Genomic DNA, 14,076 nt, shown 5'->3' with positions numbered 1-14,076 from the left:
GGTGCCCGGGTGGTCACGGACCACCCGTCAGCCGGTCAACGGGCCGGTCGACCGGTGGGTCAGCCGGCCTTCTGGACGGTCCACGCCTGCGTGGCGCGGCCGTCCGTACGCTGGAGGTCGAGCAGCCAGTTCCCGTAGTAGGGGCGGTTGCTCACGGTCAGCGCGAAGCCGCCGCTCGGGTCCGTGACGGTCACCGCGCCACCGCGGGACGCCAGCTTCCAGGCCTGCGCGCCGTTGGCGCCGCAGGGCTGCTGCGCGACCCACATGCCCGCGGCGGGGCTGCCGCCCGGCTGCAGGCACTTGCCGGAGACCGCGGACCGGATGCGGACCTGCCCGCCGCCCGCGTCGTCGAAGTACCACTGCTGCTGGGCGTATCCGTTGGCCCGCGCACCGACGAGCACGGTGCCGTCCGCGCCGCGGCCGCCCCACACCTCGGCGTTCATGCCGGTGCTGCCGTTGCCGAGCAGGTACTTGGCGCCCGGGGTGGTCGCGCCGCCGCCCGCGCCCGTCGTACGGAACGAGGCGGCCTTGCCCGGTCCGCTGTCACGGCCGGAGGCGTCGCGGACCGAGACGGTCACCGAGTACGCGGTGTCGGGCCGGAGGTTGTAGATGCGCAGCGCCTGGGACTGCACCCAGGCCAGGTGCTTGCCGCCGAGCACGACCTGGTACCAGGCGGCGCCCTCGACCTTGGGCCAGCTCACCACGACGGAGTCCGCCTGGATCTGGCCGGCCGTCACGGCCGGTCCGCCGGTGGGCTTCTTGGTCGGCGTCGGCGTGGGCTTCTTGGTGGGGGTGGGGTTCGGGTTCGGACCCGGGTCGGTGCCGCCCCCGCCCTTGTTCTTCATCAGGAACTGGTTGTCGGCGATGTTCCAGTGCGTGGCGAGGTAGCTGCCCGCCTTGGGACTGGTGTGGAAGTAGTCGTCGTGGTTGCAGTCCAGGATGTTCTCGGAGGCCTGGTTGGTGCAGATGTTGCGCATCTGCGGGTAGTACGGCGTGTCCGAGTAGCACATGACGTCGAACTCGTCGGTGCAGTGCGCGCCGCGGCTGGTGTTCGGGGCGCTGTTGTTGACCGCGCCCAGGTTGTGGCCGAGTTCGTGCGCGGCGGTGTGCCCGCCCCAGCAGCCGGAGTCGGTGCGCCCGTACGAGGGGCCGAAGTTGCTCAGGTTGGCCTGGCCGGGGCGCTCGTCGCCGTTGAAGGTGCCGATGCCGCAGTAGACCTGGCTGTCGGCGAAGATCATGTACTTGCGGTCGCGGCGGTCGAGTCCCTTGCCGGCGAGCGCGGCGTTGGTCGCGCTGAACTCCGCCAGCGCCGAGGCCGGGAGCTCGATGTTGAGCACGGTGGGGGTGCAGTCGGCGGCCGTCACGTAGCGGATGTGCCGGACCCCGCCGGTCTCCTTGGCGCTCGCCGAGTAGATGAGGTCGGCGTCGGCCGCCCACTTGCGGAACGAGGCGACGTACTCGGAGTAGCGGTCGCGGCCGGGAGCGTGGACGTAGACGACCTGTACGCGGTTGCCGGTGCTGCCGTCGCCGTCGCACTGGACGGTCTGGCCGGCGGGCCCGGCGGCGACGGCCTGCCCGCCGGAGGCCGAGGCCGCGGGGGCGGGTGCCTTCGCGGACGCGGCGGTGGCGTCGGCGGCGGGCGCGTCCTGAGGACGCCCGCCGCCTTCCGTGGTCGCGGGGTCGTCGGCCGCGGGCTTGGCCGGGTCGGCCGCCGGGGCGGAGGCCTGGACGGCGGGTGCGATGTCCTTGGTGATGTCGACGCCCTTGGGCGGGGCGTCGGGGCCGTGCGTGCAGTGGCCGGCGCCGGTGCGGTAGACGCCGACGCACTTGTCGCCCTTCGGCGCGGCTTCGAGGCCGTCGTAGACCATGCCGCGCGCGCTCTCGTTGGCGGGCGCGCCGGCGATGGGCTCCGGATCCTGGTCGCGGGCGGGTGCGGCGGCCGGCGCGGCGGCTTCCGCTGCGGCGGCCTCCGCGGGGGCCGCGGCCTGGGCCCCGTCACCGCTTCCTGAGTACGCGATGCCGCCGGCTATCACCGCCGCCGCGGCCATGGCGGCGGTGAGGAGTATCAACCGCCGCGGTTTGCGGCGGTGTTCGCGCCGTCTACGTCGTCCTGGCATGGGCACCTCAAGTCGAGATCGGAACACTGGGTGCGCGGAAGCCTGCCAGACGAATGCGCCGGAGAATTCGGACAAAGAGGGGTGCGCTTTGAGAAATCGTTCCGTTACCTGTCGGTTGAATTTGACGAACCATCAACTGTCAATGAATAAAGGCAAGTTACGCGCGTCGCATGCGATTGGCCTAGTCCTTTAAGGGGGAGTCGTTATTAAACCGTGATACGATCCGGAGTCTCGTTGACGGGAATTCAGTTGGGTATTCACCCAATAATTACCAGTCGAATTGCCTCCGTTACGACCCGTGAGGAACCGCCCGCATCCGCCCACATCCCCCTGCTGGGCACCGACAACGGGACAATCGCGCGCGAGGTCGAGGGGATCCAGGGTGCCTTCGTCCCCGTGGTGCGCAGGCAGAAGACGTACACGTCCGCGAGGCGCCGCCGGGCCGGGTCCACCGCCCCCGTCGTGGCGTCCCAGCCCTCGGCCGCGGCGATGGAGAACGTGATGGCGGACGGCTTGGGCTGGCCCCACTCCTGGAGGTAGGCCGCCGACTTGACCTCCACCTGCGGGCCGCCGGGCAACCGGATGTCGACGCTGTCGAAGTCCAGCGGGTATCGGCCCCGGCGCCGGTCCCGGGACCGGCGCCGGGACCGGTCCGGGAAGCGGTTCCGGCAGGGGGCTCGGCATGTCACTCACGGGCCACATCCTCCGGTGCGGGCCGCGGCCGGGGCCGCCCGCCCCCACCGGGCGTGCGCCGGGTGGTTCAGGCGTCGGCGGCGGTCAGGTCGAGGCGGGCGAGGCGCTCGGGGTCCGTGAGGATGTCGAGGGCGGTGATCCTGCCGTCCCGCACGGTGAAGGCCATGACCGACAGCGGCCGGCCCTGCGACCGCGACACCACGCCCGGAAGGCCGTTGACCAGCACCGGGTACGCGGCTTCGGCGAACCGGGCGAAGGCGATCGCCTGGGAGGCGACCTCGGCCGCGCCGCGGCGGAGCATGCCCGGCAGCAGCGTTCCGCCGTCGGAACGCGCCACGACCTCCGGGTCCAGGACGGCGAGGAGCGCCTCGAAGTCCCCGCCGCGCGCCGCCGCCAGGAAGGCGTCGACGACCGTGCGCAGACGGCCCCGGTCGGTGTCGGGAGCGGGCTCCGCCCCCTGGACGCGGCGGCGGGCCCGGCTGGCGAGCTGCCGGGTGGTGGCGGCGCTGCGCCCGAGCACCGGGGCGATCTCGTCGAAGGGCACGGCGAACATGTCGTGCAGGACGAACGCGAGCCGCTCGGCGGGGGAGAGGGTGTCCAGGACCACCATCAGCGCGAGGCCGACCGAGTCCGCGAGCAGCGTCTGCTGCTCGGGGTCGAGGCCGTCCGCCCTGCCGACGATCGGGTCCGGGATGCGGATCCGGCCTTCCCCGTCGTGCAACGGGTCCTCGCGCCGCGTGTTCCGTGAGCGCAGCACGTCCAGACACACCCGGCCGGTCACCGTGGTCAGCCAGCCGCCCAGGTTCTCCACCGCCTCGGCGTCCGAACGGCTCAGCTTGAGCCAGGTCTCCTGGACGGCGTCCTCCGCCTCGCCGACCGAGCCCAGCATGCGGTAGGCGACGGCCCGCAGGTGGCTGCGGTGCTCCTCGAACCGCCGCGCCAGGAGCTCCTGGTCGTTCATCCGTCACATCCCCGTGTTCCGTCGCGTCCGCCGCGGCAACGGACGATAACCGACGGCCCGTTGCCGCGGCGGGACCGTGATCGTTTGAGTGACCGAGGGGTGACCGGGCGACCGGGCGGTCACCGACCGGTACGTGAGGCGGGTGGTCGGCATGCGCATGGCGCGCAGGACGGTTCTGCGGGCGGCTTCGGCCGGCGCCCTGGCGGCGCTGGCGGGCCGCCCCCCGACGGCCGCCGCGGCACCGGACGCCCCCGCCCCCGGGGCCGGGGCCGGCGACCCGGTCCGGCTGCGCTTCACCCGCGCCACCAACGGAGCGGCGACCGCCACCGCCACCGGGGACCGCGTCATCGCCGAGGTCCAGAACATCCTCTGGTCCCTCCCCGCCGACGGATCGCCCGCGACCCCCCTCACCCCGCCCGACCTGGAACCCGGCCGCCCCGTCTTCTCCCCGGACGGCCGTCAGGTGGCGATGAGCGCCTACCGCGGCGGCGCCTTCCACATCTGGGTGATGCGCCCCGACGGTTCGGGCCTGCGCCCGCTCACCGACGGGCCGTTCGACCACCGTGCGCCCGCCTGGTCCCCCGACGGCCGCACCCTCGCCTTCTGCTCCGAACGCGGCGGCGACCCGGTGGCGGGCAGTCCGTACCGGATCTGGACGGTCTCGGTCGCCGACGGCCGCCTGCGCCGCCTGACGGGCCTTCCGGGGCAGTCCGGCCCCGGGCAGGGCGGCGTACCCGGTCAAGGCGGCCGGGAAGGCGGGGAGGACGAGGCGGGCGAGTGGGAGGACTTCGACCCCGTCTGGTCGCCGGACGGCTCCCGCGTGCTGTTCGTCCGCGGCACGCTGACCGGTGAGACCCTGACCGCCCGGACCCTCGCCTCCGTCCCCGCCGACGGGCACGGCCCCGTACGGACCGAACACACCGTCGCGGACGGCAGCCTGCGCACCCCGGCGCTCTCCCCGGCCGGGCGCACCGCCTGGCTGTCCGCGGCTCCGGGCCCCCGGAAGGCCGAGACCCTGAGCCTGTACGTGGACGGCGGCCGGGTCGGCCTGGACGGGGACCTCGCCCCCGCACCGCCGCGCTGGATCGGCGACGACCGCCTGCTGATCACCCTCGACGGCCGCTTCCTGGTGATCGAACCCGGCCGGGACACCACCGGCCGTGTGATCCCCCTCGACGCCACCCTCGAAGTGCCCCGCCCCCGGCGCCGGTTCAAGGAGTACGTCCTGGAGGCCGAGCGGAGCCGCCCGGTACGCGGCATCCACCTGCCGTGCCTGTCGCCCGACGGCCGGAGCATCGCCTTCGCCGCACTCAACGCCCTGTGGGTCGCGCCCGTCGCGGGCGGCGCGCCGCGCAAGATCGTCCAGGCCCCGGCCACCGCGTACGTCCAGGGGCCGGTGTGGACCCCGGACGGCAGCGCCCTGGTCTACACGGACGACCGCGAGGGGCTGAACGCGGTACGCCGCAGGGAACTCGACAGCGGCCGCGAGAGCGTCCTCGCAGCCGGCGGCCGCGTCTACGGCTCCCTCTCGCCCGACGGCGGGCGGCTCGCGTGCCTGGACCTCGCCGGACGGCTCCTCGTGCGCGACCTCGCGACCGGCGCCGAGAACCCCCTGGCCGCCGCCCTCGGCGGTGGCGGCCTGCCCGGCCCGCCCAGTTGGTCGCCCGACGGACGGTACGTCGCCCTGTGCGACCGCAACCGCCTCAGCCGACGCTTCCGCGAGGGCTACAACCTGATCCGGATCGTCGACACGACCACCGGCTCCGCCCGCCTCCACGCGCTCGCCCCGCACGCCTCCCTCTCGGACCGCTACGCCTCCGGCCCCGTCTGGTCGCCCGACGGCCGGTTCCTCGCCTGCGTCAGCGAGTCGGCCCTGTGGCTGCTGCCCGTCGCCCCCGACGGCACCCCCGCCGGCCCGGCCCGGACGCTCACCGACGAGCCCGCCGACCACCCCTCCTGGTCCGCCGACTCCCGCTCCCTCCTCTACCAGTCCGGCGCCCGGCTGCGCCTGCTCACCTTGGACGGCTCGGGCGCGCCCGCGGCCGGGCCCCGGACCGTGCCGCTCGCCCTGAGCCACCGCCGTCCCGCCCCCGTCGACACCGTCGTGCACGCCGGACTGCTGTGGGACGCCACGGGCCGGCCGCCCCGCGCCGGCGTCGACATCCTGATCAGCGGCGGCCGGATCACCGGCGTCGAGCCCCACCGGCCGGGCCGCCGCGCGGCCCGCCTCGTCGACGCCTCCACCGGCACCGTCCTGCCCGGCCTGTGGGATGCGCACGTCCACCCGTACCCCTACACCTACGGTGCCCGGCAGGGCGCGCTGCACCTCGCGTACGGGGTCACCACCGCCGTCTCCCTCGGCGGCTCGGCCCACGAACAGGCCCGGCTGCGCGAGGACATCCGGGCCGGCCGGCTCACCGGGCCCCGGCTGCTGGCCGGCGGCGAACTCCTCGACGGCTCCCGGGTCGCCTACAGCATGGGCCGCGCCCACCGCACCCGCGCGGGGTTCGCCCGCTCGCTGACCCGGGCCGAGGCGCTGGACTGGGACTTCGTCAAGACGTATGTCCGTGCCCCGTACGCGTTCATGGAGGAAGCCGCCCGGTTCGCGCACGACCGGCTGGGCGTGCTCGCCGGCTCCCACCTGTGTGCGCCGGGCGTGCAGGCGGGCCAGGACCTGACCACGCACCTGGTGGCGACCGAGCGCGCCGAGTACGGTCACGGCGCCACCCCGGCGGGCCACACCCACCAGGACACCCTGGAGGTCTACACCCGCGGCGGCTTCGACCTCATCGCCACGCCCTTCACGGCCCTGCCGCTGCTCGGCGCCGACCCGGCGCTCGCCGCGGACCCCCGGGTGACCGCCCTGATGCCGCCCTGGGACGTGGAGGCCGTCCGGGCCGCAGCCGCCCACCCGCCGACCGCGGAGCAGAGCGAGGTCCTGGAGCGGGAAGTCACCACCTACCGGAGGCTCCTGGAGGGCGGCGGCCGACTGGCGCTCGGCACCGACGCACCGCTCACCCCGGTCGGCCTCCACCTCCACCTGGCCCTGCGCGCCCTGCACCGGTACGGCCTCTCCCCGGCGGAGGCGCTCACCACCGTCACCCGTACCCCGGCCCGCGTGTTCGGCGTGGCCGACCACCTGGGCACGGTCGAGACCGGCCGGATCGCCGACCTCACCCTCGTGGACGGCGACCCCTTCACCGACTTCGACGACCTGGTCCGCGTACGGGCGACCGTGCGCGGCGGGGTCGTCGGCGAACGCGGCACGCTGGTGCGGGCCTTCACCCGTTCCGCCGCTCCCGCCGCCCCTGGCGCGCCCGACGGCCGGGCCCGGCCCGCCGGCGACTGGAGCGCCGTCCTGGACCAGATGCTCCGCGACGGCTGCTGCACGGACGCCGGCCGGACGAGCTAGCCGAGCGGCAGCAGGTCGGGGCGCTTCGCGGTGCGGCCGTCGCCGGAGGAGCGGCCGCTCAGGCGGCGGCCGATCCACGGGCCGAGGAACCCGGCCACCCAGCGCAGCTCGGTTCCCGCGACCCGCAGCGGTCCGGGCGCCGGCCGCGGCGGCAGGGGGAGGGTCCAGGAGTCGTCGCTGCCGGGGAGGCCGACGGCCTCGGCGAGGGCGGCGGCGATGCGCGCGTGACCGAGCGCGCTGACGTGCAGGCGGTCCGCGGTCCAGAGCCGCGGGTCGGTGGCGACGGGCTGCGCGGCGATCTCGGCGACCGTGACCCCGTGCCGGGCTGCCGCGGCGCGGACGCGGTCGTTGAGGCCGGTCACGCGCGAGGCGATGGGCCGGGCCAGCGGCGCGATCTCGCCCAGGTCGGGGACGGTCACGGTCATCACGCGGGCCCCGGAGGCCGTGAGCGCCGCGAACATCTCCTCGAGGTGCCCGGTGACCTCGTCCGCGTCGAACCGGGGCCGGAGCAGGTCGTTGACCCCGGCGACGACGGTGACCAGGTCGGGGCGCAGGGCCAGGGCGGGCGCCAGCTGTCCGGCGCGGACCTGGCCGGCCAGGCGCCCGCGCACGGCGAGGTTGGCGTAGCGCAGTCCGGGGCTCGCGGCCGTGAGGTGTTCGGCGAACCGGTCGGCGAAGCCCCGCAGTCCGGTGGTGTCGTCGCCGTCGCCTATCCCCTCGGTCTGGCTGTCGCCCAGGGCGACGTAGCGCAGGTACGTAGCGTTCGTCACGCGTGGTCGTCCTCTTCCCCGGTCAGTCTTCCCCTGAGGACGGCCGCGGTCCGCAGACACCAGTCGCGGTGGCCCTGTTCGAAGGCGATGCCGCGCAGGCAGGTCAGGTAGCCGCCGATCCGCTCGCCGCTGCGGAGGAACTCGTCCTCGTCCGCGTCGCCGCGCATCCGCCGCAGCAGGGTGTCGAGCAGTTCGAGCTTGGCCTCGGCGGCGAGCGCCCGGGCTTCGAGCTGTTCGATCACCGGCGCGGTCCCGACACGGTCGGCGGTCTGCACCTTGACCAGCAGGTCGTCGCGGATGACCGAGGGCTTGGCCGCGGCCGCCGCGAACTCCTCCAGCGCGGCGCGTCCGGCGTCGGTGACGTGGAAGAGCCGCTTGTTGGGCCGGTTCTCCTGGACCACCTGCCGGCCCGCCACCAGGCCTTCCTTCTCCAGCTTGGCCAGTTCCGCGTACAGCTGCTGGGGGACCGCGGGCCAGAAGTTGGCGACGCTGACGTCGAACACCTTGGCCAGCTGGTACCCGCTGTACTCGCCGTCGAGCAGTGCCGCCAGCACGGCGTGTCGCAAGGCCATCGCGGCAGCCCCTTCCCTCGCCTCGTCCGTCCGGTGCATCATACTCAAGAAACTGACTATTCACATCCTTGAGTATCAGGAGGGGTCATGGAGACTGCCGAACGCTTCCGCGCCGCCGTGGAGAAGCGCGATTTCAGCGTGCTGGACGACCTGTTCGCCGAGGAGATCCGCTTCTACAGCCCGGTGAAGTTCACCCCGTTCGAGGGAAAGCCGATGGTGCTGGCGCTCTTCGGCGTCCTGCTGCGCGTGTTCGAGGACATCCGCTACGTCGGCCACCTGGAGGGCACGGCCGAGACCGGGGCCGACGGCACGGAGGCCCCCACGGAGATCCTGCCCTTCCGGGCCGTGGTGGACGGCAAGCAGATCCACGGGATCGACATGCTCCAGCTCGACGAGGCGGGCCGGGTCAAGGAGTTCACCGTCATGGTCCGCCCGCAGTCCGCCGTACAGGCTCTCGGCCAGGCGGTCCTGGCCGGCCTGGTGGCCGACGGCCTGGTGCCCGGCCCCGCCGCCTGACACCGGCCGTGAACGGCCTACGGCCTAAGGCCTCTTCTCGCCGTCGGCGAGGATGAGGTCGGCGGCGTAGTGCGGGCACGCCGCCGTGTGCCAGGTCACCGACAGCGAGTCCGCCACGGCGCTCAGGGTCCGCGCGACCCCCTCCTTGTCGGTGGCCCGGCAGTACGGGCAGACAACGGTCCTGGGGCGCAGAAAATCGAGCATGGTCACGTCCTTCCCGCGGGCAGTGTGCGCACGGACTGGTCCAGAAGTATCAAATCCCGGCGCCATCGGGTCGCGATACCCACGAGTACGCACAAACCGTTCTGATCAGACTCCGCGGCGGAGTTGTCAGTGCGGCCTGGCAGGATCGGGGGCATGAACCTTCCCGTTCCCCTTCCGTCGGAACCCCACAGGTCGGAGGCGTACGCCGACTGGGTGCGCGCCCACGACCCGGGTGCGGAAGCCGCCGCGGCCGGCCTGCTCGCCGACGTGCGCGACCGCGTGTCGCGCGCGTACCCGAAGGCGGGCCGCGCCCTGGACGGGATGACGTCCCTCGCCCGGCGGCTGCCGCCGGCCCATCTGCCCTGGTTCTGGGACACGATGGCCCACCGCCTCCTGTCCTGGGACCCGAAGGCCGCCGGGCGGGCGTACACCCTGGCCCGCGCCGCCGAGCGCGAGCACGCCCTGCCCGTCGACCCCGCCTGGCGCCGGGAGAACGCGCTGCTGCTGGCCCGCGCCGGAGCCCTGCCCGTCGCGGAGTTGAGCGGCCATCAGGGATGGCTGGCCGAGCAGTTCGCCCCCGCCGACGCGCACACCGAGTACGTACGGCTCCTCACCGCCTGGGCCGCCTCGCCGGGCGGACCGCCCGCCGACCTGGCCCGCAGGGTCCGGGCGTCGGCGCGCGCCGCCGGGCTGGACGCGGCCGAGGAGGCGGGGGTGCTGGCCCCGCTGATCGGCGCGGCACGCGGGAAGGCCGTACCGGACACCCTGCTCGACGCGGTCGCCGCCCTGCTGGCCGACCACCCGCAGGACGACGGGGCGAACGCCCTGCTGCTGGAGGTGTTCCCGGAGTCGAGGAACGACGCGGCGGCCTGGCTGCGGCTCCTGCTGCGCTCGGGCGCGGCCGGAGCGGTGACCGCCGGGCGGATCACCCCGGAGGGCGGCCCCGCCGCCTGGCTCGGGCGCTACACCCGTGCGTACTCCCACCGCAGGGAGCCGTACGGCGGCGTGTCCCGGCAGCCGATGCCGCCCGAACTGCTCGACCTGGTGGCCCGGTTCGCACCGCGGCTGCGCGCGGCCGGGCAGCCCGTCCGGCTGCACGAGGACCGCTACCACTGTCCCGGCCTGGACGCCGACCTGCTCGACCTCTGCCTCGCCGAGGGACTCGCGGTGGAGGACCCGGGCGAGGCGGTCCGGCTCCACTTCTGGGGCGAGCGGTCGCGGCGCGACCTCAAGGCCCTGGCGGCCGACCCGGTGTTCGGGCCGCGGCTGGAGGGCACCGTGCACGCCGGTCTGCGGGGCACGGGCACGGCGATCACCCGGCTCCCGGAGAACGCGGGCATCGCCGCCGAGGTGCACACCAGGATCGAGAGCCTGATCGGGGCGTTGGCGGGCGGCGGACTGGCCGCGGCGGACGAGGCCGTCGGCGAACTGCGCGACCTGCTCGACCGGCCGACGGCCACGGCCCTGGACGGCATCGAGGAGGTCCTGGCCTCCCTGGACCTGACGGGCTCCCTCGCGCGCACCCTGCGCGCCGGACTGCCCGAGGAGCTGGGCTGGCCGGCCCTGGACGCGGCCCTGGCCGGCTTCGCCCCCGGCGGGCTCGCGGGCGTCACCTGCACCTGGCCCGTCCTGACCCTCTACGACCGGGAGAACGCCGTCGCCGTCGGCCCTTCGGAGGTGCGCGCGGCCTGTGCGTTCCGGCTGCCCGAGGAGGCCGCGCACCACGCGGTCCACTTCGCGGGCGGCCAGTTCCTGGTGAGCTGGACGACGGACCCCAAGAGCCCCCTCGCCACTCACGCCTTCTGGTCCGGCAGCCCCGGCGAGGTGTTCCGGCCCGAGCAGTCGCGGGGGCTGCGGCCCTACCTGGGCAGCATCCAGGGCGGGCTGGGATACCAGTTCGAGAGCGCGGACGGCGCGGGCCGGCACGACGGCGAGGGGGTCCTGCGGCCCGGCGGCCGCGAAGGCATCCGGCACCACGACTTCCAGATGGGCGACGGCGCCGGCATCTGGAGCTCCGAGGTCTTCTCCTCGGGGGACGACTGGGCCCGTGTCGACCCCGTGACCGGGGTGCGCGCTGCCGGGGCCGGCCTGCCCGAGTTCCACCGCACCGCCGAGGTACCGGCCGGAACGGCCCTCTTCCGCGACCAGTTGACCCTTGCCGCCCTGCCGGAGGGCGCACCCGCCTCGCCCCTGGGCCAGGACGGGAACCTGACGGGCTGCCGGGTGCTGTACCGCACGCCGTACGCGGGGCCCTCGCCCAGCGACTTCCTGCTGGAGGGGATCGACGGCCGCCGCGCCCGCTACCGCAGCAGGCGCCCCGGCCGCCGCCCCTGGGGCATCGTCCGGATGCCCCAGGGAGGCGAGGACGCCGTGCTCGCGGGGGAGTCGGCCATCCGCTGCCACGCCGCCGAGGACGGCTCCCTGCTGTGGGAGGTGCACGGCCTGCGAGCCCCCGACCGCTCCTACCGCGACCGGCCCTCCAGCCACAGCACGGGCCCGGTCCCGCCGCCCGCCTACTGGCACTTCCTCACCGTCCGCGACGAGCCGTCGTCCAAGGCACTGCGCGCGATCGGCGACGAGACCGTACGGGCGCTCCTCGAGGCGACCGGCGAAACGGGCGTGTGCGCCGTGATCGGCCGGGCGCTGCCCGAGGTGACCGAGCCGCGCGTGGTGGACGGCGTGGTCCGCGCGGCGCTCCTCGCGGCCGGTGTCCGGCGGCGGCGCGAGGAACTGTCCCGCCGGGTGGGCATCATGCGGTCCGGGCCGGTCGTGCGGCTCGCCGAGCCCGTCGCGGACACCGTCCTGGCCCCCGCGCTCGGCGGGCTGCTGCCCGAGGTCCGGCCGTACGACGCCTTCGTGCCCGGGCCGCATCCCGCGACCCTGACGGCGCTCGCAGCGGACGGCCGCCACCTGAGGGGCGAGATCGACGACGAGACGCGCCGGCTGGCCCTGCCCGCCACCCCGGCCGAGTGGGCCGCACTGCTGGGCGGCATCGACGCGGTGGCCTGGCGGGCCGCCGTCGACACCACCGCCGAGACGGAGCGCGCGGCCCTGGCGGCCCTGCTGGAGACGTGGAGCGGCCAGCCGTACGCCGAGCACGGCAGCCGGTGGCGCACCGGCCGGGCGCCCGAGCCCGAACTGGCCCGCTGCATGGCGGCGGGCGGCCGCGTGGCCGCCGGCCCCGCACGCGGCGGCCTGGCACGGTTCGTGCAGCCCGCGGCAGACCCGGCCCCCGAGGCCGGACCCGAGGCCGGGCGGTCCGCCGGCGCCGTGGTCCCGGCGGACCACGCGTACGAGACCGTCACCATCGGCCGGGACGACGCGGTGCGGCTGCCCCGGCTGCTGCGCACGGTGGCCGAGCGGGGACCGCTCGCGCCGCCGCCCGAGGCACTGGAGCTGTTCTCGCGGCGTACGGGGGTGCGGCGCGCGATCGCCGCCCTGGTCCTCGGCGGGCTGCCCCGGCGGGCGAACCACGACGCGCACCTCAAACTGCTGCGCGCGGCACCGTACAAGGCCAACCGGGCCACGGCCCGTCAGTACGACGACTTCTGCCACCGCCTGGGCGACGCCGGGCGGCGCGCGCTGCTCGCGGCGGGCATGCCCGAGGACCCGGCCGGGCTGTGGGAGGAGGGCGCGGTGCTCGCTGCGGCCGAACGGATGGCCGCGGTCTGGGCGGAGCGGCTCGGCACCACCCCGTACGTGGACGAGGAGCTCGTGGCCGCGCTGGAGGCCGATCTGGGCCTGGGCGACGGCTGGGCCCGCGCCCTGGCGGCCGGGGGAGCCGCCGCGGCCGGGACCCCGGGCGGCGGGTACGTCCTCGTGGGCAACCGGAGCGGCGGGCTCGACCTGCACCACGCCGAGGCGGACGGCAGCGCCGGCCGCCGGGTGGGCGTCGGAGGGCCCTTCCCGGCCGAGCCCGCGTCCGTCGTGGCCTGGGCGCTGACGGAACGTCCGGTCGGCGATCCGGTCGTACGGGGCGCCACCGCCCTGCACGGGGCCCTGCGGGCGCGGCTGGACGACCCGCGGACGCTGATCCCGCTGTGCTGGGACGCGGCGCTGGGCCGCGCGGCGGTCCGGGACCCGGCCTTCCTCCCGTACGCGGGCACGGTGCTGCCCTGTCCCGAGCCGCCCTACCGGGAGGGTACCGAGCCGTCCGCGGCCTACGACGACGGGCTGTTCGTCGTCGCGTCGCCGGGCCGCGACGTGTTCCTGCGCCCGGCCGCGCTGGCCGATCAGGAGCGGGTGGACCGCGCGGTGCGGATCTGCGGCGAACTGGGCCTGCCCGGTGTGCTGGAGGCCCTCGGGAGGATCCAGGCCGTGTGCGGTGAGGGGCCGGCCCGGATGGTGGCCCGCGCCGCGTCGACGCCCGTGCCGCCGGGCGGCTACGAGCTGAATCCGGCGCTGAGCGCCCCGGAGCTGGTCGCCGAGGCCGTGCGCACCCTCGGGGTCGGTGCGGACGCCGCCGCCCTGTACCTCCAGCTCCTGGCCCTGGCCCGGCCCACGGACCGGGGTGTCCGCCGCTGGAACGGCTGGACCGCCGCCCGCCACAAGGCGGCCCAGGCGGAACTGGAGGCGGCGGGCGCCATCCACACCGGCAAGCGGGCCCGCGCGGGACGGACGGTCTTCGTCCCGGGTGCGTGGGCGGAGTTCAAGGCCCCCCACCTGCCGCTGGAGACCGCCAAACTCGCCGACCACGGGGTGTCCGCCGACACCGCGGACTTCCACGGCCCCTTCCCCCGCATCCTGTCGCCGGTCCCCGCGCACGAACTGTTCGCGAGGGCCTGGGCGCGGGCCGGGGGCGGCCGGCCCGAGGCCGGGCCGGCGGACTGAC

Annotated in this window: 9 protein-coding genes; 3 read left to right on the top strand and 6 right to left on the bottom strand. The window is 75.4% G+C overall.

The window, feature by feature from the left end; genetic code table 11:
* Positions 1-59 precede the first annotated feature (59 nt).
* From ACTVZO_RS03380 to ACTVZO_RS03370, 3 genes are all read right to left on the bottom strand, one after another.
* A complete protein-coding gene (locus ACTVZO_RS03380) occupies positions 60-2,117 on the bottom strand; it encodes an RICIN domain-containing protein (protein WP_443296903.1) in 2,058 nt (685 codons plus the stop codon).
* 257 nt (positions 2,118-2,374) lie between these two features.
* Positions 2,375-2,806: a hypothetical protein gene (locus tag ACTVZO_RS03375; protein WP_443296902.1), complete on the bottom strand. Its 432-nt coding sequence runs from the start codon at positions 2,804-2,806 to the stop codon at positions 2,375-2,377.
* Positions 2,807-2,877: 71 nt separating this feature from the next.
* Positions 2,878-3,771: a sigma-70 family RNA polymerase sigma factor gene (locus ACTVZO_RS03370; protein ID WP_443296901.1), complete on the bottom strand. Its 894-nt coding sequence runs from the start codon at positions 3,769-3,771 to the stop codon at positions 2,878-2,880.
* A 151-nt stretch (positions 3,772-3,922) separates the two neighbouring features.
* Here ACTVZO_RS03370 and ACTVZO_RS03365 point away from each other — a divergent pair, with 151 nt between their 5' ends.
* A complete protein-coding gene (locus ACTVZO_RS03365) occupies positions 3,923-7,183 on the top strand; it encodes an amidohydrolase family protein (RefSeq protein WP_443296900.1) in 3,261 nt (1,086 codons plus the stop codon).
* On the opposite strand, the gene ACTVZO_RS03360 is transcribed toward ACTVZO_RS03365, so the two are convergent.
* A complete protein-coding gene (locus tag ACTVZO_RS03360; RefSeq protein ID WP_443296899.1) occupies positions 7,180-7,953 on the bottom strand; it encodes an SGNH/GDSL hydrolase family protein in 774 nt (257 codons plus the stop codon). The genes ACTVZO_RS03365 and ACTVZO_RS03360 overlap by 4 nt on opposite strands.
* Positions 7,950-8,525 carry a PadR family transcriptional regulator gene (locus ACTVZO_RS03355; RefSeq protein ID WP_443296898.1) on the bottom strand — a complete coding sequence of 192 codons (576 nt, stop codon included), beginning with the start codon at positions 8,523-8,525 and terminating at the stop codon, positions 7,950-7,952. Before ACTVZO_RS03355 ends, ACTVZO_RS03360 begins: the two co-directional genes overlap by 4 nt.
* A gap of 87 nt (positions 8,526-8,612) precedes the next feature.
* Here ACTVZO_RS03355 and ACTVZO_RS03350 point away from each other — a divergent pair, with 87 nt between their 5' ends.
* Positions 8,613-9,041 (top strand): nuclear transport factor 2 family protein, encoded by a 429-nt coding sequence (locus tag ACTVZO_RS03350; RefSeq protein WP_443296897.1) that lies wholly within the window; start codon positions 8,613-8,615, stop codon positions 9,039-9,041.
* A gap of 24 nt (positions 9,042-9,065) precedes the next feature.
* Here the strand turns inward: ACTVZO_RS03350 and ACTVZO_RS03345 are convergent, their stop codons facing one another.
* On the bottom strand, positions 9,066-9,245 hold the full coding sequence (locus ACTVZO_RS03345; RefSeq protein ID WP_384228121.1) for a hypothetical protein: 180 nt from the start codon (positions 9,243-9,245) through the stop codon (positions 9,066-9,068).
* A 153-nt stretch (positions 9,246-9,398) separates the two neighbouring features.
* On the opposite strand from ACTVZO_RS03345, the gene ACTVZO_RS03340 reads away from it, so the two are divergent.
* Positions 9,399-14,075 carry a hypothetical protein gene (locus ACTVZO_RS03340; RefSeq protein WP_443296896.1) on the top strand — a complete coding sequence of 1,559 codons (4,677 nt, stop codon included), beginning with the start codon at positions 9,399-9,401 and terminating at the stop codon, positions 14,073-14,075.
* Position 14,076 lies beyond the last annotated feature (1 nt).

Source organism: Streptomyces sp. IBSNAI002, assembly GCF_052244475.1.
GTDB lineage: Bacteria > Actinomycetota > Actinomycetes > Streptomycetales > Streptomycetaceae > Streptomyces.
The sequence above is the reverse complement of the archived record's forward strand: the minus strand, read 5'-3'. Positions and strand labels throughout refer to the sequence as shown.